This is a genomic window from Gracilimonas sp. (assembly GCF_031581265.1).
In the GTDB taxonomy this organism is placed as follows: Bacteria; Bacteroidota; Rhodothermia; order Balneolales; family Balneolaceae; genus Gracilimonas.
Map to the genome: position 1 here is coordinate 21,480 of NZ_JAVLBQ010000021.1, position 24,942 is coordinate 46,421.

Annotated in this window: 29 protein-coding genes; 21 read left to right on the forward strand and 8 right to left on the reverse strand. The window is 38.7% G+C overall.

Annotated elements, in window-relative coordinates; genetic code table 11:
* Positions 1 to 56: 56 nt before the first annotated feature.
* From trpE to RI561_RS08765, 10 genes are all read left to right on the forward strand, one after another.
* A complete protein-coding gene (trpE, locus tag RI561_RS08720) occupies positions 57 to 1,517 on the forward strand; it encodes an anthranilate synthase component I (RefSeq protein WP_395079849.1) in 1,461 nt (486 codons plus the stop codon).
* 179 nt (positions 1,518 to 1,696) lie between these two features.
* The gene (gene trpS, locus RI561_RS08725) at positions 1,697 to 2,683 is read left to right on the forward strand and encodes a tryptophan--tRNA ligase (RefSeq protein ID WP_395079850.1); all 987 of its coding nucleotides are present in this window, start codon (positions 1,697 to 1,699) and stop codon (positions 2,681 to 2,683) included.
* Between the two features lie 90 nt (positions 2,684 to 2,773).
* Positions 2,774 to 3,337 carry an anthranilate synthase component II gene (locus RI561_RS08730; protein ID WP_395079851.1) on the forward strand — a complete coding sequence of 188 codons (564 nt, stop codon included), beginning with the start codon at positions 2,774 to 2,776 and terminating at the stop codon, positions 3,335 to 3,337.
* On the forward strand, positions 3,337 to 4,377 hold the full coding sequence (gene trpD, locus RI561_RS08735) for an anthranilate phosphoribosyltransferase (RefSeq protein ID WP_395079852.1): 1,041 nt from the start codon (positions 3,337 to 3,339) through the stop codon (positions 4,375 to 4,377). The genes RI561_RS08730 and trpD overlap by 1 nt, the downstream gene beginning before the upstream one ends.
* Entirely contained in the window at positions 4,377 to 5,204 is an 828-nt protein-coding gene (trpC, locus tag RI561_RS08740) for an indole-3-glycerol phosphate synthase TrpC (protein WP_395079853.1), read from the forward strand. Before trpD ends, trpC begins: the two co-directional genes overlap by 1 nt.
* 89 nt (positions 5,205 to 5,293) lie before the next feature.
* Positions 5,294 to 5,947 carry a phosphoribosylanthranilate isomerase gene (locus tag RI561_RS08745; RefSeq protein ID WP_395079854.1) on the forward strand — a complete coding sequence of 218 codons (654 nt, stop codon included), beginning with the start codon at positions 5,294 to 5,296 and terminating at the stop codon, positions 5,945 to 5,947.
* A 114-nt stretch (positions 5,948 to 6,061) separates the two neighbouring features.
* Complete coding sequence (gene trpB, locus RI561_RS08750; protein WP_395079855.1) at positions 6,062 to 7,282, forward strand: tryptophan synthase subunit beta; 1,221 nt, start codon at positions 6,062 to 6,064, stop codon at positions 7,280 to 7,282.
* 156 nt (positions 7,283 to 7,438) lie between these two features.
* Positions 7,439 to 8,236 (forward strand): tryptophan synthase subunit alpha, encoded by a 798-nt coding sequence (gene trpA / locus RI561_RS08755; RefSeq protein WP_395079856.1) that lies wholly within the window; start codon positions 7,439 to 7,441, stop codon positions 8,234 to 8,236.
* A 9-nt stretch (positions 8,237 to 8,245) separates the two neighbouring features.
* Positions 8,246 to 9,349 (forward strand): DUF4837 family protein, encoded by a 1,104-nt coding sequence (locus RI561_RS08760; RefSeq protein WP_395079857.1) that lies wholly within the window; start codon positions 8,246 to 8,248, stop codon positions 9,347 to 9,349.
* An 89-nt stretch (positions 9,350 to 9,438) separates the two neighbouring features.
* Entirely contained in the window at positions 9,439 to 10,158 is a 720-nt protein-coding gene (locus tag RI561_RS08765; RefSeq protein WP_395079882.1) for a methyltransferase, read from the forward strand.
* Positions 10,159 to 10,200: 42 nt separating this feature from the next.
* Here RI561_RS08765 and RI561_RS08770 read toward each other — a convergent pair whose 3' ends face one another.
* Positions 10,201 to 11,010, reverse strand: coding sequence for a uracil-DNA glycosylase family protein (locus RI561_RS08770; protein ID WP_395079858.1), 810 nt, complete (start codon positions 11,008 to 11,010; stop codon positions 10,201 to 10,203).
* A gap of 54 nt (positions 11,011 to 11,064) precedes the next feature.
* Positions 11,065 to 11,607 carry an RNA methyltransferase gene (locus tag RI561_RS08775; RefSeq protein WP_395079859.1) on the reverse strand — a complete coding sequence of 181 codons (543 nt, stop codon included), beginning with the start codon at positions 11,605 to 11,607 and terminating at the stop codon, positions 11,065 to 11,067.
* A 155-nt stretch (positions 11,608 to 11,762) separates the two neighbouring features.
* Between RI561_RS08775 and fni the strand changes: the two genes are divergently transcribed.
* The 5 genes from fni to RI561_RS08800 all read left to right on the forward strand — a co-directional run bounded on the left by fni (position 11,763) and on the right by RI561_RS08800 (position 16,343).
* Positions 11,763 to 12,794, forward strand: a complete 1,032-nt coding sequence (fni, locus tag RI561_RS08780) for a type 2 isopentenyl-diphosphate Delta-isomerase (RefSeq protein ID WP_395079860.1) — start codon at positions 11,763 to 11,765, stop codon at positions 12,792 to 12,794.
* A 66-nt stretch (positions 12,795 to 12,860) separates the two neighbouring features.
* The gene (locus tag RI561_RS08785; protein WP_395079861.1) at positions 12,861 to 13,856 is read left to right on the forward strand and encodes a polyprenyl synthetase family protein; all 996 of its coding nucleotides are present in this window, start codon (positions 12,861 to 12,863) and stop codon (positions 13,854 to 13,856) included.
* 19 nt (positions 13,857 to 13,875) lie between these two features.
* Positions 13,876 to 14,700, forward strand: a complete 825-nt coding sequence (locus tag RI561_RS08790) for an outer membrane protein assembly factor BamD (RefSeq protein ID WP_395079862.1) — start codon at positions 13,876 to 13,878, stop codon at positions 14,698 to 14,700.
* The gene (gene nadD, locus RI561_RS08795) at positions 14,700 to 15,284 is read left to right on the forward strand and encodes a nicotinate (nicotinamide) nucleotide adenylyltransferase (RefSeq protein ID WP_395079863.1); all 585 of its coding nucleotides are present in this window, start codon (positions 14,700 to 14,702) and stop codon (positions 15,282 to 15,284) included. The genes RI561_RS08790 and nadD overlap by 1 nt, the downstream gene beginning before the upstream one ends.
* 27 nt (positions 15,285 to 15,311) lie before the next feature.
* A complete protein-coding gene (locus RI561_RS08800) occupies positions 15,312 to 16,343 on the forward strand; it encodes an LD-carboxypeptidase (protein ID WP_395079864.1) in 1,032 nt (343 codons plus the stop codon).
* A gap of 16 nt (positions 16,344 to 16,359) precedes the next feature.
* Here the strand turns inward: RI561_RS08800 and RI561_RS08805 are convergent, their stop codons facing one another.
* Positions 16,360 to 17,421, reverse strand: a complete 1,062-nt coding sequence (locus RI561_RS08805) for an alanine racemase (RefSeq protein WP_395079865.1) — start codon at positions 17,419 to 17,421, stop codon at positions 16,360 to 16,362.
* 4 nt (positions 17,422 to 17,425) lie between these two features.
* The gene (locus RI561_RS08810; RefSeq protein WP_395079866.1) at positions 17,426 to 18,286 is read right to left on the reverse strand and encodes a 5'-nucleotidase, lipoprotein e(P4) family; all 861 of its coding nucleotides are present in this window, start codon (positions 18,284 to 18,286) and stop codon (positions 17,426 to 17,428) included.
* 109 nt (positions 18,287 to 18,395) lie between these two features.
* Here RI561_RS08810 and RI561_RS08815 point away from each other — a divergent pair, with 109 nt between their 5' ends.
* The 6 genes from RI561_RS08815 (at position 18,396) to RI561_RS08840 (ending at position 22,728) form a co-directional block, all read left to right on the forward strand.
* The gene (locus RI561_RS08815) at positions 18,396 to 18,851 is read left to right on the forward strand and encodes an ATP-dependent zinc protease (protein WP_395079867.1); all 456 of its coding nucleotides are present in this window, start codon (positions 18,396 to 18,398) and stop codon (positions 18,849 to 18,851) included.
* Positions 18,851 to 19,774: a 30S ribosomal protein S6--L-glutamate ligase gene (gene rimK, locus RI561_RS08820; protein ID WP_395079868.1), complete on the forward strand. Its 924-nt coding sequence runs from the start codon at positions 18,851 to 18,853 to the stop codon at positions 19,772 to 19,774. Before RI561_RS08815 ends, rimK begins: the two co-directional genes overlap by 1 nt.
* Positions 19,767 to 20,711 carry a succinylglutamate desuccinylase/aspartoacylase family protein gene (locus RI561_RS08825; RefSeq protein ID WP_395079869.1) on the forward strand — a complete coding sequence of 315 codons (945 nt, stop codon included), beginning with the start codon at positions 19,767 to 19,769 and terminating at the stop codon, positions 20,709 to 20,711. Before rimK ends, RI561_RS08825 begins: the two co-directional genes overlap by 8 nt.
* An 11-nt stretch (positions 20,712 to 20,722) precedes the next feature.
* Positions 20,723 to 21,073, forward strand: coding sequence for a DUF952 domain-containing protein (locus tag RI561_RS08830; protein WP_395079870.1), 351 nt, complete (start codon positions 20,723 to 20,725; stop codon positions 21,071 to 21,073).
* Complete coding sequence (locus RI561_RS08835) at positions 21,070 to 21,978, forward strand: diacylglycerol/lipid kinase family protein (RefSeq protein ID WP_395079871.1); 909 nt, start codon at positions 21,070 to 21,072, stop codon at positions 21,976 to 21,978. The genes RI561_RS08830 and RI561_RS08835 overlap by 4 nt, the downstream gene beginning before the upstream one ends.
* Before the next feature lie 66 nt (positions 21,979 to 22,044).
* Entirely contained in the window at positions 22,045 to 22,728 is a 684-nt protein-coding gene (locus tag RI561_RS08840; protein WP_395079872.1) for an energy transducer TonB, read from the forward strand.
* Positions 22,729 to 22,782: 54 nt separating this feature from the next.
* Here RI561_RS08840 and RI561_RS08845 read toward each other — a convergent pair whose 3' ends face one another.
* From RI561_RS08845 to RI561_RS08860, 4 genes are all read right to left on the reverse strand, one after another.
* A complete protein-coding gene (locus RI561_RS08845; RefSeq protein ID WP_395079873.1) occupies positions 22,783 to 23,136 on the reverse strand; it encodes a response regulator in 354 nt (117 codons plus the stop codon).
* A 199-nt stretch (positions 23,137 to 23,335) separates the two neighbouring features.
* On the reverse strand, positions 23,336 to 23,791 hold the full coding sequence (locus tag RI561_RS08850) for a peroxiredoxin (protein ID WP_395079874.1): 456 nt from the start codon (positions 23,789 to 23,791) through the stop codon (positions 23,336 to 23,338).
* 1 nt (position 23,792) lies between these two features.
* The gene (locus RI561_RS08855; RefSeq protein WP_395079875.1) at positions 23,793 to 24,404 is read right to left on the reverse strand and encodes a hypothetical protein; all 612 of its coding nucleotides are present in this window, start codon (positions 24,402 to 24,404) and stop codon (positions 23,793 to 23,795) included.
* On the reverse strand, positions 24,404 to 24,934 hold the full coding sequence (locus RI561_RS08860; RefSeq protein WP_395079876.1) for a hypothetical protein: 531 nt from the start codon (positions 24,932 to 24,934) through the stop codon (positions 24,404 to 24,406). Before RI561_RS08860 ends, RI561_RS08855 begins: the two co-directional genes overlap by 1 nt.
* Between the last annotated feature and the right edge of the window lie 8 nt (positions 24,935 to 24,942).

Genomic DNA, 24,942 nt, shown 5'->3' on the forward strand with positions numbered 1-24,942 from the left:
TATGAATTAGGACCTCGTTCCACACGCTCTGCGTTGGAACGAATGATTAAGATAGAATGAACAAAGATCAGTTTTTAAAACTTAGTGAAGAATACACAGCCATTACGGTGTACCGGAGGTTACTGGCTGATGTACTTACGCCTGTTTCTCTCTTTATGAATATACGAGAAGGAGCGAAGTATCCATTTTTATTAGAATCCGTGGAGGGAGGAGAGCAGTTAGCACGGTATTCGTTTATTGGGAGGAACCCCTATCAAATTCTTAAGTTCGATGGAAAAGAAACGACTCTTTCCCAGAATGGTGAACCTGAAAAAGTTGAAACATCCTACTTTGATAAACTCCGAGAACTGACGACCGCTTATTCAGAACCTACTTTACCTGAACTTCCACGATTGAAAGGTGGAGCCGTAGGGTTTTCAGCATATGATACCTTTAGACTTGTTGAAGACCTCCCCAATGTACCAGAAGATAACCTGAACCTCCCGGAAGCTATCTGGGCTTTTTACGATGAAATTTTTGCCTTCGATCATGTCAAGCATCAGGTGGTACTGATCAAAACTGTTTTTGTGGAAAAAGAGGATAATCTGGACCTCGCTTACAAGAAAGCACAGCGTAGTTTGGATGAAATGGAGGCAGCAGCCTTAGACTCCAATTACCAAAACCGTCCCTTCAGTATCGATACTAAATCGCTTTCCAGTAATATGGAGCAGGAATATTTTGAAAAGATCGTTGAAAAAGGAAAGGACTATATCTATGAAGGTGACATCTTCCAGGTTGTACTTTCTCAACGATTTGAAGCTGATATGAGCGGCGATCCCTTTATGCTGTACCGCGCGCTGCGAATGGTAAACCCATCTCCATATTTGTTTTATCTGGATTTTGAGGATTTTCAGCTTGTCGGTTCATCTCCAGAAGTACTCGTGCGGGTGCAGGAGGGAGAAACTCGGGTGTTGCCGATCGCCGGAACACGTCCCCGTGGAAAAACGCATGAGGAAGATTTGGCTTTGGAAGAAGATCTTAAGAACGATCCCAAAGAAGTTGCCGAACACATTATGCTGGTAGATCTGGGTAGAAATGATCTTTCCCGAGTGTGTAAACCAGGTACGGTAAAAATGGAACGAAATCAGGTGATAGAGCGCTATTCGCACGTGATGCATATTGTAAGTGATGTGATTGGTGAACTTCAGGAAGAACAGACGTCCGTAGATGCGCTCATGCAGTGTTTTCCGGCAGGAACCGTAAGCGGTGCTCCCAAGATCAGGGCAATGGAAATTATTGATGAATTGGAAAAAACAAAACGTGGCATTTACGCCGGAGCAGTTGGTTACTTCGATTTTTCAGGAAATATGGATACCTGTATAGCTATTCGGACAATGGTCGTGACCGGGAATAAAGCTTATATTCAGGCCGGTGCCGGAATTGTGGCCGACAGTGATCCCACAAAAGAATTCGAAGAAACCCAAAACAAGGCAGGAGCCCTCATTCAGGCACTCAGCGTAGCCTTGGATATACAATGAATTTAACTACAGGGAACACAAAATTTAGGAAATTAGAGAACCTGCGAGCGTCCACAAGACCTCGCAGCATTCGGAATTCGACTTGGTAAACTTGTACCCACAACGCTCGCAGGACTTGTGGACATGCAAGGCTGCTTATTTAGAAATTTAATTAACAAAAGACTTGATAAAACAGATCAATGAGTAAATCAAAAACGATACTTTCTGGCATTCAGCCTTCCGGTAAATTGCACATTGGAAATTATTTTGGCGCTATACGTCAACATATAGCCATGCAAAAGGAGGGAGATGCTTTTTTCTTTATCGCCAATTATCATTCTCTTACTTCTTTGAATGATGGCGAGCAGCTAAGACAAAATACCATTGATGTAACCTTAGATTATTTGGCATTAGGTTTAGATCCTAAAAAAGCCACCTTCTTCGCACAATCGGATGTCCCCCAAGTTACTGAGCTCGCCTGGATACTTGGGACACTTACCCCGGTTTCGCTCATGGAAAAGGGTGTTTCCTACAAAGACAAAATCGCCGCCGGGCTTAGTCCAAACATCGGTCTGTTCACATATCCAATTCTTCAAGCTGCCGATATCCTGATCTATCATTCTGATATTGTACCCGTAGGAGAGGATCAGAAACAGAATATTGAGATCACACGCGATCTTGCCGGAAAATTTAACTTTGCGTACGACGGAGAATTCCTCAAAATCCCCGAAGAACACATTGTGAAATCAGTGGCGGTAGTACCGGGTATCGATGGACGCAAAATGAGTAAGAGTTACGACAACACCATTAATATTTTTGAGGAAGGAAAAGCGTTGAAAAAACGTGTGATGTCTATTCAGACTGATTCAACGGCACTCGAAGACCCCAAAGATCCAGAAGCCGATAATGTTTTTGCACTGATTAAGCTTTTTGCGGATAAGGAAACTCAGATTGAGATCGCAGAAAAGTACCAGGCCGGGGGATATGGCTACGGTCATGCCAAAAAGGAACTCTTAGGCATGATAGAAGATTACTTTGGTGAAGCCCGTGAGCGACGCAAGGAACTGGTGAAAGATCTGGATTACGTCCATGATGTCCTCCGCGAAGGCGGAAAGAAAGCCCGAAAACGGGCTGAAGAAGTCATGGAACCAATCCGTGAGGTAACCGGCATCGTGCGGCATTTTTAGTTTGGTTATTAGTTATGGGTTAATCGTGAATAGTGGCGATTTCCCAAAACAAATGACCATCACCCCAATAACCAAAACACCATTAACCAATTGATACTGATAATAGACAACTACGATTCATTCACTTACAATCTCGTGCATTTAGTTGCTGCGGAGACGGACGATTACAAAGTAATCCGAAACGATGCAATGACGCTGGATGAAGTTCGTGAGTTGAAGCCCGACAAGATCCTTATTTCTCCTGGTCCGGGCCGACCCCATGAAGCGGGTATCACCGAAGAGATCATCAGGGAACTTGGAAAAGAGACTCCGGTATTGGGAGTATGTCTGGGTTATCAAGCAATAGGAGAAGTATTTGGGGCAAAAGTTATCCATGCTCCTAAACTTATGCACGGCAAAGTTTCAAAAGTATCACATGATGAACAATTTATATTTTCCGGTGTGGAGAAAGACTTCACCGCAACCCGATATCATTCTTTAGTTTTAGATCCTGACACAATTCCAGATGTACTTCAAATCACCGCCCATTCTGATGATGGAGTGATTCAAGGAGTACGTCATAAAGAATTCCCCATTCAAGGGATTCAATTTCACCCCGAAAGCATTCTTACTACCGAAGGACCCAAAATCATTCAAAACTGGTTACGACAATAATGGATTTTAAAAGTATTCTGAATAAACTCTCGTTTTCTGAAGACCTAACCGAAATTGAGGCGGAAACGGCCATGAACCTGATCATGTCGGGGGAGGTCTCCGAGCCTAAAATCGCGGCATTTTTAACTGCCATGCGGTTAAAAGGCGAAACCGTGGAAGAACTCACTGCTTTTGTAAAAGTGATGCGCTCCAAAGCTGTAAATGTAAATGTGGATGTTTCAGAGGCCATCGATCTGGTTGGAACAGGTGGTGATCAGTCCGGCACTTTTAATATTTCCACAGCAGCTTCCTTTATAACGGCTGCAGCCGGTGTTCCGGTTATAAAACATGGAAATAGAAGTGCCTCAAGTAAGTGCGGCAGTGCGGATGTTTTGGAACATTTGGGAGCTTCAATCGAGCTTGGAAAAGAACAAGTGGAACAGGTTTTTAATGAAGTTGGTATGGCTTTTATGTTTGCACCAATGTTTCATCCGGCCATGAAGTATGTAATGCCGTCTCGACGTGAAATAGGATTTCGGACTTTCTTCAATATACTTGGCCCTATGGTTAATCCTGCCGGTGTACAGCGCTATGTAATTGGAGCCTACAGTAAGGAGGTAGCTGAGAAGATGGTTCATATTCTGGCAAATTTAGGAACCGATTTTGCCTATACTTTTAATGCCCATGATGGACTGGATGAAGTTAGTTTAACTTCCCAAACAGAGATCTTTGAATTAAAGGATAGATTAGTTTCTACTTCAATTATGTTCGACCCGGAATCTATTGGCTTCCAGAAAGTTACCATGGATGAACTAATGGGTGGAGGAAAGGAAATAAATGCAGAATTTCTAACTAATATTATGGCTAATAAAGCTACCGAAGCACAACAAAATATTGCTTTGTTAAACGCTTCATTTGCTATTCAGGCATCCGGAAAAGTAGAGACTTTGGAAGAAGGAAAGGAGTTGGCAGAGGAAGCTCTGAAATCAGACAAAGCCCGGAAATTGTTTAACGATTTCGTAGATGCAACCAACGATGCGATGGGGACTTTCAAATACTAATGAGCAATATTTTAGAAAAAATAACAGATCAAACGATTGAAGACCTTGCGAAGAGAAAACGTAAAGTTTCATTGGCAGATTTCAATTCCTTTGAAGGATTTGAGAAAGAACGAATTTCTTTCAAAAGTGCCCTGAGTGGAAATGAATTGGTTTCCATTATTGCAGAAGTTAAAAAGGCTTCCCCATCCAAGGGAATCATCCGTCCGGATTTTGACCCGGTTGATATTGCTTTAAGATACGAGGAGGGAGGTGCTTCCGCCATTTCTGTACTTACAGATGAGCCGTTTTTCAAAGGTGACTTGAAGTTCCTGGAAGCCATCTCAAAACGAGTACAGTTGCCTTTACTTCGAAAAGATTTCATTATAGATCCCTATCAGATAAAGGAAGCAAGGGCTTATGGTGCCGATGCAGTATTGATTATCGTAGCAATCACTGAAGGAAATCAGCTAGCAGAATTGCAGCATGCCGCCAAAGAATTTGGATTAGATGCTTTGGTTGAATGCTACAGCCAGAATGATTTTGACCGACTCGATTTTGGAATGACTGACATTCTGGGAGTGAATAATCGAGATCTTAAGAAATTTGAAGTGGATGTCCACCGTGGGACTTCTATTCTGCAGCAGGCCCCAGAAGGAACAATTCTGGTTTCTGAAAGTGGATTATCAAAAGGACAAGACCTGGCACTGTTGAAGAAAGAAGGCATTCATTCTGCCTTGATCGGAGAACATTTTATGCGACAAGAAGATCCCGGACAGGCAGTGAAAGATCTGTTGGAAGATGCCGAAGAAGAATTTGAGCGTTTATTAAACAAAGGAATAGAACGTTGATGACGCTGATTGTGCGGATAGTCGCAGTTTTTTATAATATCTGCTGACATCCGTGTTGACCGCGTTCCATTCAGATGTAATTTAAATTTATGACTAAGAATACAGAAAGAACGAAGATCAAAATATGCGGAATCACCAACTTGGAGGATGCTCGTTTTGCAGCCGGAGAACTGGTCGATTACCTTGGTTTTATCTTTTACAAACAATCACCCCGATATATTGAACCCGCAGAAGCCGGTGCTATCATCAATTGGATTGAAGGACCGGAAAAAGTAGGCGTATTTGTAAATGAAGCTGTTGATGACTTGAACAGCATCGCAAAACAAAGCGGACTTGATTATGTTCAGCTGCATGGAGATGAATCTCCCGAATATTGCGAATTGGTTGATAAACCAGTTATAAAAGTCATTCACATTGAAGAAGAATCGGTTGATTATTTGTTGAAACATCAGATCGAGCAGTATGCTGATGTCGCCGACTTCCTGCTATTTGATACCAAAATAGACGGATTATGGGGCGGAACAGGTACGAGTTTTGATTGGTCCATAATCACCGATCTGGATATCGATATTCCGTTTTTCCTTTCCGGAGGATTGAATGCCGAAAACATCATGGAAGCTATAGAAACGGTTCAACCCTATGCAGTAGATGTTTCCAGCAGTCTGGAACAAAAACCCGGGTTGAAAGATTTTTCCAAAATCGAAGCCTTTATGGATAAGATCAGAACTTTAGAAACTAAATAATGGAACACGGATGACGCGGATTGAACGGATTTCCACAGATTTGAGGAATGATTTTATTCTCTTTTGCGACCATTCACTTAATCAGCGTCTTCCGCATTCCATGACAAAATTATTATGAATACAACAACAAAGACATCAACTTACAACTTCCCGGATGAACGAGGCTATTACGGCCAATTTGGAGGGAAATTCGTACCTGAAATTTTGATTCCCGCTATTCAAGAATTAGAAGAGGAATTCAAAAGAGCCAAGAACGATCCTGCATTCAATGAAGAATTAGCTGATTTGCTGGATGAGTATGTAGGACGGCCAACCAAACTGACTTATGCAAATAGGCTTACCGAATACTATGGGAAAGCCAAGATATACTTGAAGCGTGAAGATCTATGCCATACCGGAGCGCATAAGATTAACAATGCGATAGGACAAGTCTTATTGGCTCGCAGAATGGGTAATAAGCGCATCATTGCGGAAACAGGTGCAGGTCAGCATGGCGTGGCAACTGCTACTGCATGCGCCAAATTTGGACTCGAGTGTATTGTTTATATGGGCGAAGAGGATATGGTTCGCCAGAAACTCAATGTAGATCGCATGCGTTTGATGGGAGCTGAAGTCCGAAGTGTAACCAGTGGATCGAAGACACTTAAAGACGCTACCAATGAAGCTATTCGAGACTGGGTGACCAATGTAGATACTACATTCTATATCATTGGTTCTGTTGTGGGACCACATCCATATCCCATGATGGTGCGACATTTTCATGAGGTGATTGGGAATGAAGCGAAAGAGCAAATCCAGCATTACGAAGGTCGAAATCCAGATTATTTGCTTGCTTGTGTAGGTGGCGGTTCAAATGCCATTGGTTTTTTCTACCCATTTATTGATGATGAAACGGTTAAAATCATTGGGATTGAAGCTGCCGGATTTGGGGTGGATTCAGGAAAAACAGCAGCCACTATGAGTAAAGGAACACCCGGAATTTTACATGGATCTCTTAGTTATTTACTTCAAAGTGAGGAAGGACAAATCGAGTTGGCTCATTCGATAAGTGCAGGTCTTGATTATCCCGGAGTTGGTCCTGAACATGCACATTTAAAAGATTTAGGCAGAGTTCAATATCATGCCGTTACAGATGAAGAGGCTATGGATGCCGTTAAATTACTTTCAGAAACAGAAGGTATCATTCCAGCTTTGGAAACCGCACATGCTTTTGCATGGCTGGAAAGGTTGATGCCCAAGACTTCTGAAGATGAGATCATAATCATAAATCTTTCTGGAAGAGGAGATAAGGATATGGGCACCATTTCAGAATATATACGCGAAAAAGATAATTGAGCGGATAACCGCTGATTAAAATTTATATTAGTGACGACGCAGAGCATCGTCACCAGGTTGTTTTAGTATTATTTTGTCACAGAAGAAATAACCACCTCGCTCCACACGCTCTGCGTTGGAGTGTACATTTTTGACACTAATTTTGAAAATTTATAAATGAACCGAATTCAAAACGTATTTAAGAATAAAAAGGATGATGAAAAGCTGATGAGCTTATTCATCACCGCAGGTTATCCTGATTTAGATTCTACTGTGGATCTCATTTTAGGATTTGAGAAAAATGGGGCGGACCTCATCGAGCTGGGGATGCCATTCAGTGATCCGTTGGCTGATGGTCCCACTATACAGCAGTCTAGTGATGTGGCCATAAAGAATGGTATTACTATGAACAAAATCTTTGAGATGGTTAAGGAAGTCCGCAAGCAATCTGAAATCCCTATAATTTTAATGGGATACATGAACCCTGTACTTCGTTATGGGGTAAAAAAATTCACCCAAAAAGCTTCAGAATTCGGCGTTGATGGGTTGATCATTCCAGACATTCCGTTGGAAGAGGACGGTATCATCAAAGAACAAGCAGCTGCCCAAAACCTTGATGTCATTCACCTTGTAGCTCCAAACACAGCTGAGGAGCGTATGAAACTGGCTGATGAAAACTCTCAGGGATTTGTATATTGTGTGTCGGTGACCGGAGTAACCGGAGCCCGGGATGGGGATGAAGTTTCAAAATCAGTTGCTCGTTTTATCGAACGGGTTAGAACAAATATCACCAAAAATCCTGTCATGGTTGGCTTTGGAATTAAAACCCATAAGGACGCTAAGGACATCGCATCAAATGCCGATGGATTTATTGTTGGAAGTGCCTTAATTGATACCATCAAACAACACTATCCGAATGAAGGCTGGCAATCTGAATTGTTTGACTTCGTTCATTCACTTAAACATGGAAATTAATTTTATACTATGCGACTGACTTTAACAGCTTTATTACTTTCAGGTTTCTCCATTCTTTTTATTGCTTGTGAAAGCGATTTTCGGCCTCTTGCTGAAGGAAACACCCGGGAAGTCTTAGTGGTGATGGACTCAACAAAATGGGACAGCGAAACAGCTGAAGCCATCAGAGATGTATTTGGCAAATGGGTAAACACTCTTCCCAATGCTGAACCTTACTACGATCTCAGTTTCACTCAAATCTCGTCTCAAAGTCAACTTGAAAGAATCAAAAGACATAAAAACATTATATTTGCTGCTCCGATAGAAGAAGAATCTAATACCGGACGTCAAATAAGAGGGTTCCTCGACGAAAATTTAGAACAACGGGTTAGAGAAGATGAAAGTTTTGCTTTTCCGGTTGAAGAACAATGGTACCGAGACCAATATGTATTAATACTCACATCAACTTCTGATTCAGCATTAGCTCAAAAAATTCGGAATACAGAACGCTCACTACTAAGTGATATGCTGGATAAGGAACTAAAACGCTGGGAGTATTTTGTGTATGAACAATACGAGCAAACCCAATATTCTGATTCTTTGTGGAAAAATCATGGATTTAAAGTTCGTTTTCAGCACGATTATATCAAGAATGTTGATACGCTCAATTTTCAAACCTATCGCAGGGCTCTTCCGCAAAACGATCGATGGATGTGGATTTGGTGGAAAAATGATGTACCAGATATTTCATTTTTAGATAATAATTGGATTAATACAACCAGGGATTCTTTAAGTCAGCATTATATAAAAGGGTCAAGAGATGATATGTATGTGAATACTTATTTCAACAGACCAGATCTTAGACCTGTTATTACTGAATCTTTTCAAAAAGGGCGCTTGTTAGCATATGAGACAAGGGGAACCTGGCATATGGTAAATGGTGCAATGGCAGGACCATTTGTAAATTTCACTTATTATGATCCTGATACCGATCGATTATTTATGATTGAGTATTCACAATTTGCTCCAAGTGTTCGAAAAAAACTCCCTTTTGTACGACAGTTCAGAGCCATGGGTCGAACCTTTCAGTCAGATTCTACATGGACTCCCGAAAAAGAAGAGCCAAATCTATAGATATCAATTCCACTTAAATATTAAGTATCATCAATCGAATAATTAACAACTTTGGTTCTGCAGCTCCGAATTATCAAAAGCATGCTGAAATTCAACCTAAAGTAGCTAAAGGTCTGATTTCATCTCTTAAACCGTGGAAAGCGGCCATTCCTCCCGGAGCAATTTTGGAATTTGGTTGTGGTACGGGAATGTTGACGGAACTTTTAATTCAAGAATTCCCGGACAGAGAAATTTTCGTAACTGATGCATCTCCTCAAATGCTTGAAGTTTGTAAGAAGAATATTGAACGAAGTGAGCTACTCACAAATAATGTTCATTTTGATATATTAGATGTAAATGACTTTACGCCCGGGGAAAGAAAATATGGGCTGGTTATAGGTAATTTTGTAGCACATTGGTTTAAAGATACTTCTATCGGGTTACAGAATCTGAGTGAAGAGCTTAAGCACGGTGGTATTATCCTGACATCATTCCCGGGTAATCACTCTTTTCCGAATTGGTATGAATATTGTCTTGAATTGGGACTTCCTCATACCGCAAATCCTCTGCCGGATGTGGAAGAAGTACTCGTAAAATTATCGATGAACGATGTGCAGATCGACTATTATGAAAATGATCTATATCAGGAATTTGAACAACCAATTGATTTTTTCAGGCATCTTAAAAGAATCGGATCGCATACTTCTAAATTGGATAAATCATTGAGCTATAAACAGTTTCGTATGTTAGTTAATCATTGGAAAAGAAACTCTAAAGGAGTTACTAAAATCAAATGGCATGTAGTATATCTTGCCGGAAAGAAGGGGTAAGAGCGTTTGAAAAACGTTTTAACAAAGCTGAACAATTATTAACTACTTCCCACCCAGTTCATCGTAACGCTTCCGCAGTTTTTGAACATCTTCCCAGGTAGGCCGTTTCCATTTTGGATTACGAAGAAGAGCAGCGGGGTGATAGGTAGCCATCAGTTCCCGTCCGTGAAAAGAATGAGATTTTTGACGAATTTTGCTCAATGAAGTTTCTTTGTTTAAAAGAGTAGTTGCAGAAACCCTTCCCACACATAAAATAATTTTTGGGTCTATTAATTCTATTTGTCGTAGCAAAAAAGGCAGACTGCGTTCGCGCTCTTCCGGTTTGGGATCTCTATTATTGGGAGGACGGTGCTTCAAAATGTTGGCTATATAAATCTCATCTCTCTGAAAATCTATGGCGTCCATTATTTGGTCTAACAATCGACCTGCTTTCCCAACAAAAGGCTCACCTTGCTTATCCTCATTAAATCCCGGAGCCTCCCCAACAATCATCAAATCTGCATTAGGATTACCTACTCCAAATACAAGATTAGTTCCCTCCAGGTCCGTTTTTAATTCTTCCGCTTCTTCGCATAACGCCCTAAGTTCATCAAGGGAGGAACAAGCGGCTATTTTCTCACTCATTGACAGTTTCGGTGTATTTTCAACTAAGTCTGTTTCGGAGCCTGTAGAATACTTACTTAAAGGTTCTTTTACTTTCTGATTTTCATTATCAGAAGAGCTTGTATCAATAACTTTATCAGAACCTTGGTCTGCCTGTTTTTTAAAGTCCACAGAAAACTCACCGTAGATTTCACTTTGCTGCTGTAGAAATTTTTCAGCTTTTTCTATCAGGTCTTTTGGATTGTTCATACGCTCTAAAACTTAATCAAATAAAATAGAAGGTTGGATGAATATAAAGTCCTTTCATGATGGCCACAATTTTTCAAGCATAGCGTATAGTATAACTCCGGCAGCCACTGATACATTAAGAGAGTGTTTATGCCCAAATTGTGGTATGGCCACAAATTTGTCAATGAGTGGTAATATGTCTTCATCTATACCTGTGACTTCATTTCCAAGTACAATGCATATTTTTTCTTTATCCATAACATCGAACTCAGGTAAGTCGGTGCTGTCATCGGTTTGTTCTAATCCTACCAGAAAATAACTTTCCTTTTTAAGTTCTTGAACAGCATCAACTCCATGATCATACTGTTTCCATTCTACAAATTCTTCAGCCCCAATAGCGGTTTTATTAATTTCTGGTCGGGGAGGGGTGGCAGTGTACCCTGATAATATCACTTCAGAAATGCCAAAGGCATCTGCTGAGCGGAATATGGATCCAACATTATGCAAACTCCTGATATTATGAGCCAACACTTTAAGGCTTTTAAGCTTATCAGGAACAGAACGGGAAAGGTTTTCTTCCAGTATTTCCTTTGTGGTTAATTTTGTGACTTTGGACACTTTATTATCTTATTTGTTAACTGCTGATATTATTTTGACCGAAACAAGTTAAAGCTTTGTTAGGCTGATGGCCAAATAAGATATGAGTTATAATGGCCAATTTGTTTTAAATTAAAGGCAGTTATGTTTAATTAATATAGTAGCTCCGTACCAGTATGACAGACATCAGAGACCGAAAAAAGGACCACGTAGACTTAACCATCACAGAGGGTACACAATACGACCAAACTACCGGCTTTGAACGCTTTCGTTTTGTCCATAATGCTCTTCCTGAAGTTAATTTTTCAGAAGTCTCAACAGAAGCAACATTTCTTGGGCAGACTTTTAGCTTTCCTTTGTTCATTTCTTCCATGACCGGGGGATATGCTGAAGCCGGTTCTGTGAATGCAATTATTGCTGAATTTTGTGAAGCTGAAAACCTGCCTTTTGGTTTAGGAAGTCAGCGAGCAATGTTAGAGGATGAATCTCTTATTGATACTTTTTCAATTGTACGAGAAAAAGCACCTAATGCCTTTATTTGTTCCAATATTGGAGGGGCGCAACTTATTGGTGGAATTGACGTTAAAACCATCAACTTAATGGTAGATTCTATTAAGGCAAATGCAATCATCGTCCATCTCAATCCACTTCAGGAACTTATGCAGCCCGAAGGCGATCGAAATTTTAAAGGTATTTCGGATGGAATTGCAAAGCTGGTCAAAGACACAGAATTACCCGTTATTGTAAAAGAAACCGGAGCCGGAATTTCTGAACATACGGCACGCAAGTTACTAAATGTTGGGGTTGAAGTTATTGACGTTGCCGGAGCAGGGGGAACAAGTTGGGCAAAAGTAGAAAATTTTCGAAGCTCTAACACTGCCGCTAATCATAATTTTGATGATTGGGGCATACCAACGGTAGCGTGTATAGAAGCATTAAGCAAGCTGGAGTGGGAACGAAGTTTTGAGATTATAGCCTCCGGTGGTATCAGGTCTTCTTTTGATATTGCAAAGGCTCTTTCTTTGGGAGCTCACTTTACAGCTTCAGCACAACCCGTTATAAAAGCCATTAAAAACGGTGGTTACGAAGCTTTAGAAGCTTTATTTAGAAGTTGGGAGCAGGATATGAAGTCTATCTTGACCTTACTCGGGTGTACAAAAATTTCAGAGCTGAACTACTCTCATATTAAGCAAATTGACTATTCTTGATTTCATACAAAACTTCAATCCGTTCGTAATTTTCGTATCTTTGCCATTCATCTACGAAAAAGAACATTGACTAAGACAAATCTTCATCAAAAATTAGTGCAAAAGATCGAAGCCGGTTTAACGGCTAATGATCTTCCGAGTTCTCCTAAAACCCTGTATGAGCCATATTCTTATGCGATTTCAGTAGGTGGAAAAAGGATTCGTCCGGTGCTCACTCTTATTGCATGTGGCCTTTGTGATGGAGCTGTAGATGAAGCCCTGCCCGCCGCTTTGGCTGTTGAGATTTTGCATAATTTCACCTTGGTACACGATGACATTATGGATAGTGCAGATACCAGGCGAGGGAAGCCCAGTGTATATAAGAAATGGAATGAAAATATAGCTATTCTTTCGGGTGATGCCATGTTTGCCGATGCGTATAAAAAACTCAACTTTTATGGTCAATCAGATCATTTTTCAAAAGAAGAATTTTCTGCTATTCACAGTGTATTTACAGATGCAGTAATAACAGTATGTGAAGGTCAGGCCCTGGATATGGAATTTGTGGACCGAAAAGAAGTGAGCCACGATGAATATCTTAAAATGATTGCCGGTAAAACAGCGGCTTTATTAAGTTGCGCGTTGGAATTAGGTGCAATAGCTGCACATGCTACACCCAATAAAAGAAAACAACTTCATAATTTAGGTTATGAAATGGGGCTTGCATTCCAGATTCAAGATGATTTGCTTGATGCAACCGCAGATCCCGAAAAATTCGGTAAACGTCCCGGTGGAGATATTTTTGAAGGAAAGAAAACATATCTTACCATTCTTGCGTTAGAACGAGCGAATGCAGACCAAACAAAATTAATAGAATCGACACTTAATGCTAAGGACCCTGATCCCGATCATGTTAATGAGGTTATTTCTGTAATGAAGGAACTTGATGTTTTACATGATATCGCAGAGGAAGTAGATCAGCACTACCAAAAAGCATTAGATTTACTGGAAAAGTTTAACCCTTCAGATTATAAAAAAGAGCTTGAAAAACTTCTTATCTTCTTACGAAACAGAGATCACTAATCAACAATCTATTTATTCAATGCACAACAAACTTTTAATAATACTTGGCTTTCTATTTGTTTTTTCCGCTTGCCAAAACGACCGCTTAATAGAGAGGGGAGATTCTCTGGAAGTTGCTTATGAAAAGGCACTGTCTTTCTATGAAGAAGAGGATTATACCGAAGCAGCCAATGCATTTGAAACCGTTACCCGTATTGGAAGAGGTACCGACATTGGGCAAGAGGCTCAATTTTTGCTTGCAGAAAGTTACTACAACAATCGGCGATATTTATTGGCAGCATCAGAATATGACAGGTATGTAAGTTTATATCCAAGGGATAACAGAAGGCAGGAAGCTGAGTTTAAAGCTGCGATATGTTATTTCCATCAAAGTCCTCGTTATCAATTAGATCAGACATCTACACGAGAAGCTGTCGAACGGTTTCAATTATTTAATAACCGCTATCCGGATTCAGAATTAGTAACAGAAGCCGCAGAAAAAATTGATGAACTACGAAATAAGTTAGCACGAAAGTCTTATGAAGCTGCTCAATTTTATGTAAGAACGGAACAATATGAAGCAGCAGCTATCTATTTAGATCGTACAATTAATAGTTATCCTGAATCTGAATGGGCTGCCAGGGCACTTGTTGATCAAATTAAAACGTATATCACATATGCTGATAACAGTGTTCAGGAAAGGCAAGCAGAACGCTATAGTAAAGCAGTTGAAGCGTATGATAAATTTTTACAGCTGTTTCCAGAAAATGAATACCGAAGTGAAGTAGAAGATTTACATGATGAAGCCCAACGAAAACTTGATAATATTTCAGAGTCTGTAACTGAAAATTCAGATCAGGGCTAATGTCGCTTAGAGTCGGATTATTTGGGGGTACTTTTGATCCGGTTCACAACGGACACACAGAGATTGCTAAAGCCTTTTTGACATCCGGTCTTATCGATGAATTATGGGTTTTATTAACTCCATATCCTCCTCATAAGCAAAAGAATATCGCCGCTTCCTATGATTTGCGTTTAAAAATGCTCAAAGAAGCATTTGCGGGCATGAAAAAGCTAACCATAAGTACTATTGAAAATGAACTTCCCAAACCATCCTTCAGTGTTCAAACAATTCGATACTTAAAGGAGATTAACCCAAACAGGGAATTCTACTATTGTATGGGAGAGGATAGTTTATCTAAGTTTCACACCTGGAAATATTATGACCAAATACTTAAAGAATGTGATTTGATGGTCGCCCGTCGTCCGGGTGTAACGCATATAGGAGTTGAAAAAAAGATCTTACAAAGCACACATTTTGTTGATCATGATCCACTTGATATTTCGTCTTCTCAAATCAGGGAATGTGTTTCAAATGGTATCTCAATCGATGATCTGGTTCCTGAGAATGTAAAGCATATTATTGAAAAAGAGTCATTATATAAGTAACTATTAGGTACAAATTTTAAAAATGACATGGACTTTTCCCGTAAAGATTTTATCAAAAAAACCACTTTCGCTTCCTTAACAGGGTTAGTCTTTGCTAAAGAAAATAAATTTTCTAAGCTTTCAAAGCCTTATAGCAACAAAATTAAGCCTAATGCTCTCAAAAGTGGCGATACTTTAGGTTTAGTGGCTCCGGGTAGCCCTATCTATGAAAAAAGTGTATTCGATAAAATGCTTGCCGACCTGGAAAATTTAGGATTTAACTTGAAGCTGGGGGAGTTTGTAAGAGAGCAGCGAGGATATTTGGCCGGAACCGATCATCAGCGAGCCGAGGATCTGCATAATATGTTCCAAGACCCGGAAGTAGATGGAATTATGTGCATTAGGGGAGGCTGGGGCTGTAACCGAATTCTCCCTCTGCTTGATTTTGAAATTATTCACGAAAATCCGAAAGTATTTTGTGGTTTTAGTGATATTACTTCTCTCCATATGGCTTTTTATGAGAAAAGCGACCTTCTTATTTTTCACGGTCCCGTAGGGAAATCAACCTGGAATTCCTTTACTAAAAAGGCATTCCGATCTGTGCTGGAGAATGGTGAAACTCCATCTTTTGAGATTCCGAACGGACAAGGAGATGGATTTATAATTTCATCAGGTAAAACGGAAGGAATATTATTGGGAGGGAACCTGTCCGTATTAGTTTCAATGATAGGATCTGACTATCTGCCGTCTTTTGAAGGTGCAATTTTATTTTTGGAGGATGTGGGTGAGAGTGTTTATAGAGTTGATCGCATGCTTACCCAACTTAAACTTGCAGGTATTTTGGACGAGATCTCCGGATTTGTTTTTGGAAAATGCACTGATTGTAATGCGGGAAATAACAGTCTTAGTTTAAAAGAAGTTTTTGATGATCATATAAAACCATTAAATATTCCGGCATTTTACGGGGCTATGATAAGCCATGAAGATAATAACATCACCTTACCAGTCGGTCAAAAAGCTATAATTGATGCCACTCGTAAAGTTATCAAAATGACTCAGCCGGCGGTAACAGAAGCTTAATATATATACTTATACTTCACACTCCATTCATATGATCTGCAACTGAACCGTTTTCTGTATGGTATTCTCTCATCAAATCGGCAGTTAAGCATGAATGAATGGGAAATATCTCAATAGTTTGACCTATGGTTATATCATCAAATACTTGTGGGCTGCACTGAATAAGTCCATGTTCCTGAGATACACTCTTTACAAACGTATCCTTTGAAAGATGTTTAAGTTTCGGCTCACCAAAACTAACCGTGCCATCGATTTCCACAAAATCTTTTGAAAAGTGAATGGCTCCTCCATGGATTAATACCTGGTGTCTTTCTTCAAATTTCTCGATTACAGGACACTCCATAGATACAGCAATATCGTTAGGGGAGCAGGCTCCGATTTCAACCTGCATCCAGTCATAGAAAACAAAATTACCTGGACTGATTTGATCTAGCGGACCAAAATCATCAAACACACTGCAAGAAGGGGTATCTCCATAACAGATGGGTAAGTCAGGAAACTCTTCTTTTAACAGGGTGAGTTTTTTAAGTGTTTTACCTGCAATATCAAGAACTTCATTCCTTGAACGGGCTTTGTAGGTATGACCGGCATGACAATAGAATCCGGCGGTATACATATTTTCCGCAGCTGAAATAGCATCCAATACATCCCTGATTTTTTGAAAATCACCCACTGGTATTCCACTTCGTCCATAATCAGGATCTATTTCTATGTAAAGTCCTACAGATTCAGATAAGCCGGCATCCAATTTTTTCACAACCTCTTTGGAAATAACAAGTGTTTTTAAATCACATTTAGAAGCAATTTGATTATAAGAATCAATAGCTAAGATATTAGCGGGAAATGCTATCGTTACATCCTTCCAGCCATCTTCAATGAAATACTCAGCCATTTTAATGGAAGACACTGTGATCGAGTTCACCCCAACATCCCTAAACATTCGTCCAACCTTTTTTGATTGATGTGTTTTGAAATGCGGGCGGAATTCAACAGAATTTCTATCAGCTTTTTCATTCATTTTCTGAATGTTATTCCGACAAATATTCGTATCTAAATGAAGTGTTGGAAATGGCTTCATATATCTAATTCTTAGTGTTTAATCTATTATTAAGGATTCGGTTTCGTTCCTCTTCAGTAAGGTCATCATTAAAATCAAATAAAGCATCTTCCCAGGAACCATATACAGGATTGGGAAAAACAAACCAACGTTCCCCAAATTTGTCAGCGTTTTCCAATAGTAGGTTATATCTTTCTTGTTGGGTCATTTCTTTTGCCGGCAAAAAGTCATTGAAATCATCTCCAAAACTCATAATTACACGATAATTCTCTTCAATAACGTTCCTGCGTTGTATTTTTGATGAATTCCATTCGGGTTCTTCACCATTGGTCATGATGTTGTCCATGTCATCAGAAACAGGAAATCCTTGTTCAATTAAATTTTTACGGGTCGCATATTCTACTTCATGTGACCGATTGCTTATATAAAAAATGGTTACCCCATGCTCTTTGGCATAATTAGTAAATGCCACCGCACCCGTAATAGCATCTGCTTCAGCTTGATTACACCAGGCATTCCAATCTTCAACATTAAAAGTCTTGCCTTGTTTAATCATTCTTGCCTGAAAAGGAGAGTTATCGAGAACCGTTTCATCAATATCCAATATGACAGCGGGAGGGAGAGAACTAAAATTTTGATTTTCTTCTTGATTGATGGAAGCAGTCCAATAAGAATCCTCAATGGCCAGTGGGAGCATTCGTTCTGCCGTATTATAAGCCTGTAAAGCATGGGCTTTATACTCTGCAGCATTCTGAACCCACAAGGTAGCTTGTGTAGTTTTATTTAGCGGGATTGTACCTGATGTAGTCACATTTTGAGAAGTACTGCAAGCTGAAGAGATCAATCCAAGAAAGAGAATTACGTAAATTGATTTATTGGAATACATAGCCATATTTAGTTAGTAAAACATTTTGAGATTCAACCCATAAATTACAGTAAATATATTTTATTAGAGAATGTAATTAGCCAATTAAACCGTTATTTTTAACAAGAATATGAAAACAGAAAAGCAAAAAATTGTTGGCCGTGTTGAGGAAGTAGATTTACCCACATGGGATTTCTTTGGTCTTGATGCTAAAATTGACACCGGAGCATTTACCTCCAGTTTGCATTGTCATCATATAGAGCCATTTACTAAAAATGGAGAGAAATGGGTTAGTTTCTATCTATTAGACCCTGACCATAAGGCTTATAATGAACAAAAAATAGAGATGCCTATTCATGATCGGAGGGAAGTCAAAAGTTCCAATGGGGAAACTGAATATCGTTACTTTGTACAGACTAAAATACGTTTTTATAATAATTTATATGATATCGAGTTTTCGCTCACAAATCGATCCGGCATGAAGTATCCACTGCTTATTGGCCGAAAATTTTTACGTAAAGGCCCCTTCATAACTGATGTCACAAAAAAATACATTACTAACGAAATAAAGACTAAGGAGTCTTAATGAAAATTGCCATTCTTTCAAGAAATTCATCACTGTATTCAACAAGCAGATTATTTGAGGCAGCTGAAGAACATGGGCACGAAGTTGGGGTTATTGATCACTTAAAATGTGATATCGTTATTGAGCAAGATAATCCTAAGGTGTATTACAAGAGTAAAAAAATTGATTACCTCGACGCCATAATACCAAGGATTGGAGCTTCAGTGACCTTTTATGGGGCAGCTGTAGTACGTCAATTCGAGATGATGGAGGTATTTAGTGCCGTTCATTCCCAAGCACTTGTTCGTTCAAGAGATAAGTTAAGGAGTCTTCAATTATTAGCCAGTTCCGGGGTTGGATTACCTAAAACCGTATTTACTAACTATTCAAGGGAGGTTAACAAATTAATTGAATCAGTAGGAGGGGCACCTTTGATTGTAAAATTATTGGAAAGTACTCAAGGGCATGGCGTTGTGCTCGGACCTACAAAGAAAGCTTCCGAATCCATTATTGAAGCTTTTCATGCAATGAAAGCCCGTGTGATTGTTCAAGAATTTATATCCGAATCAAAAGGTGCAGATATCAGAGCTTTTGTAGTTGACGGAAAAGTGGTTGGAGCCATGAAACGACAGGGTAAAGAGGGGGAATTTCGCTCTAATTTACATCAAGGTGGTTCCGGTACACTTATCAAACTTTCGAAAGCAGAAAGGGAAGCTGCTTTAACAGCGGCTCGTGCTATGGATTTACAAATTGCAGGAGTAGATATGCTTCAAGCTGATCGGGGGCCGCTTATTTTGGAAGTTAATTCATCACCCGGATTAGAAGGAATCGAAAAAACGATCCAAAAAGATATTGCTTCAAGCATTATAAGGTTCATTGAAAAAGCAGTAGAAGAGCGTAAAAATAATCCATCTCGCAAGAAAAAAGCTAAGAAAAATGCCTGATACAATTACAATCAGCAAACAAAAGATCGGGCTGGGTGAACACAAAATCGTAAACTTGAATATCGCCCGATTGCCAACTTATACCGTCATAGATTTACCGGTTTTGGTATATCGAGCCAAAGAAGACGGCCCGGTATTATTATTAACAGGTGGTTTACATGGTGATGAAGTCAATGGTGTAGAGATTGTAAGAAGAATGATTGAGCGAGAAATCGTTATACCTGCAAGAGGTACTGTAATAGCTCTGCCTATTGTAAATATTTATGGTTTTATACAGAACTCGCGTGGGCTTCCAGATGGTAAAGATATAAATCGAAGCTTTCCCGGAGCAAAAGGTGGTTCATTGGCAAAATTGCTCGCTTATACGCTAATGAACCAAATTATACCCCAGGTTGACTATGGTATTGATTTCCATACCGGAGGTTCGGCCCGTGCTAATTATCCCCAAATCAGGTGTTCTTTCAATGCTAAGACTGCCAAAGAGCTTGCTATAGCAATGGGATCGCCTGTAATGTTGCATTCATCTTTAATTTCAAAATCATTCCGAAGTGCAGCTAATAAAAAGGGTGTTGATATACTGGTTTACGAAACAGGAGAATCTCTCCGTTACGACGAAGAAGGCATTGAGGAAGGAATAAATGGAACCCAGCGGGTAATGAAGCATCTCGGTATGATTGAAGATGCTCCTGAACCAAACGATACTAAAATATTTAATAAATCTACGTGGATAAGGACTAAAAATGCAGGATTATTTATCCCCAAAGCTGAGCTTGGTGAAGAACTGAATAAACGACAAGTTTTAGGGTCTATTAAAGATCCGTATGGTGAACTTAATTCAAGGGTTATAGCTCCTTATGACGGGATGGTTATTGGATTAAATAATTGTCCTGTAGTCAATAAGGGCGATGCTCTAATACATTATGCATATAACAAATAAATACAAAAAAATTGGATTTAAATTTACTTTTTATAGCTCTCAGGCAAGAAGATTGGCGAAATATTGCTCAGGAATCAAGCCTTAAACCGACTTCATTTGAATACGCGGATGGATATATACGGTCTTTTGCAGGAAATAAAGCCGAAGATATTATCAACCACTACTTTGATAAATCTGATAACGTTTTGTTATTGGTTTTAGACCCGCTTCGAATCCAAAGCCCTATTAAGAAAATCAAGGAAGATGGTTTTGAATTTGTGGCGATACAAGGAGAAATTGCAATTGACACAATTATTGATAAAATAAAGCTCAAGTCTTCCAAGGACGGAACTTTTTCAATTAATGTGAAACACTTCGATTGAACAGAAATCGTACATATTGCTTCCTTATCAATTGTTCATCGAATGCTGGAAGATCAGAAGAATTATTCAGGTCAAAAGAAGCTTTCATTAATTCTAACTTGGCTCACGTTGAATTTATTTACATAGATGAAGAGGATTCTATTTCTGAAATAGCAGCAGCCAAGGCAAAAGAATATAGTCATATTGTTGCTTGTGGAGGTGATGGAACCGTAAACCAAGTAGCTAACGGCATTATAGAAACCGATTCTGTGATGGGAGTTCTGCCTTTGGGAAGTGGAAATGATTTTGCTCAGAATATTGGGCTGAATCATAATTTCGAGCAAAATTTCGATACTTTATTAAATAACTTCACAACCAATATTGATTCTGTACAATCAGAATGGGGGTATTTTGTAAATACTTTTGGTATCGGGGTTGACGGTTTAACTAATTTCTATTCTTCTAAATCAAGAATTAAGAACGGGAAATATAAATATTTCTTTGGCGGACTAAAGGCCTTACTATTAGCTAAACCATTTAATGCCCGAATAAAAATTCCAGAGCTGAAACGTACTCTTGATCAAAAGATATGGATGGTAACTATAGCCAATGGCAAAACAGAGGGAGGAAAGTACAAAATCTCACCCGGATCAATTAATAATGATGGAGAAGTAGAAATTATTATGGTGAGGAATATTTCCAGGATTGAGTTATTAATAGAGTTTATAAAACTTTCGCTGGGATATTCTTTTCGTACAGATGTGGTCAAAGTCTTATCAACTTCATTGGGCTGTAGCGTTAATACAGAATTTAAGACGAAAGCACATGCTGATGGAGAGCAAGCAGGGGATAAGACATCTTACAATTTTAAAGTAAGCAAAAGTGCTCTTTCTGTTGTTGTAAATCCAGATAATTACAATAAATAAGCTTCATAAGATCTTCACGGTTGTTTGATATCCTTAGGTAACTTCTCAAAACATAAGGAGGTTACTATGCGAGGTCCGGTAAAAATAATTGATAGAAAAAATGATCTTAAGAAAGGATATTTAATACGCCTTGAAATAGGATTTATCTTATCTCTTTTAATATTTATTTCAGCTTCTAAAATGAATATCTATACATCAGGAGATGATGAATCTATAGTCATCGATAGACAAGAAGAAGTTTTTATTGAAGAAATAGTTCAGACAAAACAAGAACTTAAAGCTCCGCCGCCACCAAGGCCTAAAATTCCTGTTGAAGTTCCGAATGATGAAATCTTGGATGATGAGTTCATAGATTTAGATTCTGAGTTGGATTTAGAAGAAACATTTATGGAATTGCCACCGCCACCACCACCATCTAATGAGGAAGAACCTGAACAAGAAGTATTTGTTATAGTTGAGCAAATGCCTGAATTGATTGGAGGTATAGCATCACTTAACAAACACATCACTTATCCTGAAATGGCTCGTAAAGCAGGTATTGAAGGTCGGGTTATTGTGCAGTTTATCATAGATAAAGAAGGAAACGTTAATGACCCTGAGGTAGTAAGAGGTATTGGAGGGGGATGTGATGAGGCAGCCCTTGAAGCGGTTAAGAAAATAAAATTCGTACCAGGCATGCAAAGAGGACGTCCGGTATTAGTTAAATACAGTATGCCCATTAATTTTACATTAAAAGAATCCAATAGTTAAAAAATCCCTGAACAAAGAAGATTAAAGCCCTGATAATGCTTCAGGGCTTTTTTATTATACTTTACCAATGGATTGTTTTAAATCTTGAAAACTTACCGGTTTGATGAGATAATCAATGAATCCGGTTTTCTGGGCTCTTTCGTAGTTAACGGAATCAGAATTGCCGGTAATGTAAATAACAGGAATATCCAAAGCATCACTTCTGACAGAAGTCATAACTTCAATGCCATCAATTTCATCTTCGAGCATAATATCCATTAACACAAGGTCCGGCTGCAACTCTTTTATTTTTTGAGTAGCATCTTTTCCTTTAGTGGAAATGGCTAAAACTTCATAACCCAACCGTTCTATCATTTTAGAAAGTAAAAGCGATAGAACTTTGTCGTCTTCAACTATAATTAAATTCATCCAAACCTCTATGTACAATTATTACAGTGTTAAAGTAACTAATGGTTGGCAAAAACTTCCACTATAATTTTATATAAATACAATCGAATTGATTAGTGTATATAAGTCCTATAATTTATATTATGTAAAGTAGCGTTATTATAATATCTTCGGATTTTATTATTTTAATATTATCAACTCCTGCCCTTCACATATCAACCTAATTTAAACCGGCCAATACTTGCTGAACTTTACTGAAGTTCGGTATGTTGTCTGCGTCTTCTAAAATTTCACTGTATACTATTCTTCCCTCTTTATTGATTAAAAATACAGCTCTTTTAGATACTCCCTTCATACCATAAAAATCGTCGTAAAGTGCCTCATACTTTCCACTTACTTCTTTATTGAAATCGCTTAAAAGCGTAAAATTTATATTGTTTGATTCCTTGAATGCTTTTAAGGTAAACATACTGTCCACACTGATGCCCAATACCTCCGCATTTAAAGATTCATATATTTTCATGTTGTCACGTGTTGTACACAATTCATCAGTGCATACGCTGCTAAAAGCCAATGGAAAGAACAGCAGTACTATATTTTTATTTCCTTTGAAATCTTGTAAGCCAACATCTTTCATGTTGGTATCTTTTAAGGAAAAATCAGGTGCTTTTTTCATTCTATGTATTTTTGTTTTGATCTGTAGATCTTATAAATCTATATAGAGTTATTAAAATTCCCATTGAGAGTACTATTTCTGATATCCAGATTAGATTGTCAGTATTCGACGTCTTGAAGTAAAACCAATATCCTGCATAAGCCAATAAAATCATACTCAACCCAATCGTGTAGTATCTTCTTCCTGTTTTTCTGGCATTATTAAGGGTAAACACTAAAATAGTTACGACTATTGCTCCACCCTGGTAAATTGCGTTAATCAGATTCCTTATTACGATTGTGTCAATAATTAGTGGAAAAAATAAAATACTTATAAAAGGCAAAGCTGTAAGATAAGCCGGAAATCGTGCAAAAATAGGCTTATACTCTCTAACTAAGGCAAGTAAACCACTTATATAGATGGTTATGGAAATTAATTTCCCCCATTCCAAGATATTAAATGTTGTTGAAAGGGAAAACGATAATGTAAAATAAGGAATAGCGATAGCCAAAGAAGCTAAACCAAAATATAAATAGATAAGTGATCTTGAGGCCCAAAGTCTCTTGATAAGCAAAATAAAAACACCGCTAAACGTCAATAAAACAATCAATTCAATCCAATTGACTGCTCCCATTACTTTTCGGTATTTCGGCTTTCAAGCTCTCGCTGCATTTGTTTACCGTTTTGATAGGTCATGACGAGGTCGGCAATTTCTTTGAGTGTACTTCGCTCTTTTCTTACCATTTGAGAAGTGAATTCATAAAGAGTGATGGTATCACGACCACGGCTAATCTCTCTCTCCCAGTCAATTAGCTGGATATTCTTAATTAAATTTAAGAGTGCTACTCTATGTTTTGAAATTTTATAAAGATGCTTCTGAATATCTTTTGCCAGCTCTTCATCCTTTTCAAAAGTCTCGTTAGGATCGGCATATGAATTGAGGTTTATGGGACGAACACTTTTATAAGAATCCTCAATTACTTTTCTATAGTAATTCTGCTGTGCATGATCTAAGTACATCAGAATTTCAGCGATGGAGCGCCCTCCAGGAGGTGATTCAGTATATGGAACCGATTCTATTACATACTTGAGAGCTTCAGCCTCATGTTCGAGGTATGCTACATCATCGATTAAAGAATCAATTTGGCTTTGTTTTATTTCCATTCGGTTAT

What these genes read in the sequence shown, in the direction of transcription:
- rimK (WP_395079868.1), top strand. Translation starts at nt 18,851, where the DNA reads ATGAAAATTGCCATTCTTTCAAGAAATTCATCACTGTATTCAACAAGC.
- fni (WP_395079860.1), top strand. Translation starts at nt 11,763, where the DNA reads ATGACAGACATCAGAGACCGAAAAAAGGACCACGTAGACTTAACCATC.
- nadD (WP_395079863.1), top strand. Translation starts at nt 14,700, where the DNA reads ATGTCGCTTAGAGTCGGATTATTTGGGGGTACTTTTGATCCGGTTCAC.
- trpA (WP_395079856.1), top strand. Translation starts at nt 7,439, where the DNA reads ATGAACCGAATTCAAAACGTATTTAAGAATAAAAAGGATGATGAAAAG.
- trpB (WP_395079855.1), top strand. Translation starts at nt 6,062, where the DNA reads ATGAATACAACAACAAAGACATCAACTTACAACTTCCCGGATGAACGA.
- RI561_RS08810 (WP_395079866.1), bottom strand. Translation starts at nt 18,286, where the DNA reads ATGTATTCCAATAAATCAATTTACGTAATTCTCTTTCTTGGATTGATC.
- RI561_RS08840 (WP_395079872.1), top strand. Translation starts at nt 22,045, where the DNA reads ATGCGAGGTCCGGTAAAAATAATTGATAGAAAAAATGATCTTAAGAAA.
- trpD (WP_395079852.1), top strand. Translation starts at nt 3,337, where the DNA reads ATGGATTTTAAAAGTATTCTGAATAAACTCTCGTTTTCTGAAGACCTA.
- RI561_RS08855 (WP_395079875.1), bottom strand. Translation starts at nt 24,404, where the DNA reads ATGGGAGCAGTCAATTGGATTGAATTGATTGTTTTATTGACGTTTAGC.
- RI561_RS08850 (WP_395079874.1), bottom strand. Translation starts at nt 23,791, where the DNA reads ATGAAAAAAGCACCTGATTTTTCCTTAAAAGATACCAACATGAAAGAT.
- RI561_RS08815 (WP_395079867.1), top strand. Translation starts at nt 18,396, where the DNA reads ATGAAAACAGAAAAGCAAAAAATTGTTGGCCGTGTTGAGGAAGTAGAT.
- RI561_RS08860 (WP_395079876.1), bottom strand. Translation starts at nt 24,934, where the DNA reads ATGGAAATAAAACAAAGCCAAATTGATTCTTTAATCGATGATGTAGCA.
- RI561_RS08790 (WP_395079862.1), top strand. Translation starts at nt 13,876, where the DNA reads ATGCACAACAAACTTTTAATAATACTTGGCTTTCTATTTGTTTTTTCC.
- RI561_RS08805 (WP_395079865.1), bottom strand. Translation starts at nt 17,421, where the DNA reads ATGAAGCCATTTCCAACACTTCATTTAGATACGAATATTTGTCGGAAT.
- RI561_RS08825 (WP_395079869.1), top strand. Translation starts at nt 19,767, where the DNA reads ATGCCTGATACAATTACAATCAGCAAACAAAAGATCGGGCTGGGTGAA.
- trpC (WP_395079853.1), top strand. Translation starts at nt 4,377, where the DNA reads ATGAGCAATATTTTAGAAAAAATAACAGATCAAACGATTGAAGACCTT.
- trpS (WP_395079850.1), top strand. Translation starts at nt 1,697, where the DNA reads ATGAGTAAATCAAAAACGATACTTTCTGGCATTCAGCCTTCCGGTAAA.
- RI561_RS08800 (WP_395079864.1), top strand. Translation starts at nt 15,312, where the DNA reads ATGGACTTTTCCCGTAAAGATTTTATCAAAAAAACCACTTTCGCTTCC.
- RI561_RS08745 (WP_395079854.1), top strand. Translation starts at nt 5,294, where the DNA reads ATGACTAAGAATACAGAAAGAACGAAGATCAAAATATGCGGAATCACC.
- RI561_RS08845 (WP_395079873.1), bottom strand. Translation starts at nt 23,136, where the DNA reads ATGAATTTAATTATAGTTGAAGACGACAAAGTTCTATCGCTTTTACTT.
- RI561_RS08760 (WP_395079857.1), top strand. Translation starts at nt 8,246, where the DNA reads ATGCGACTGACTTTAACAGCTTTATTACTTTCAGGTTTCTCCATTCTT.
- trpE (WP_395079849.1), top strand. Translation starts at nt 57, where the DNA reads ATGAACAAAGATCAGTTTTTAAAACTTAGTGAAGAATACACAGCCATT.
- RI561_RS08770 (WP_395079858.1), bottom strand. Translation starts at nt 11,010, where the DNA reads ATGAACAATCCAAAAGACCTGATAGAAAAAGCTGAAAAATTTCTACAG.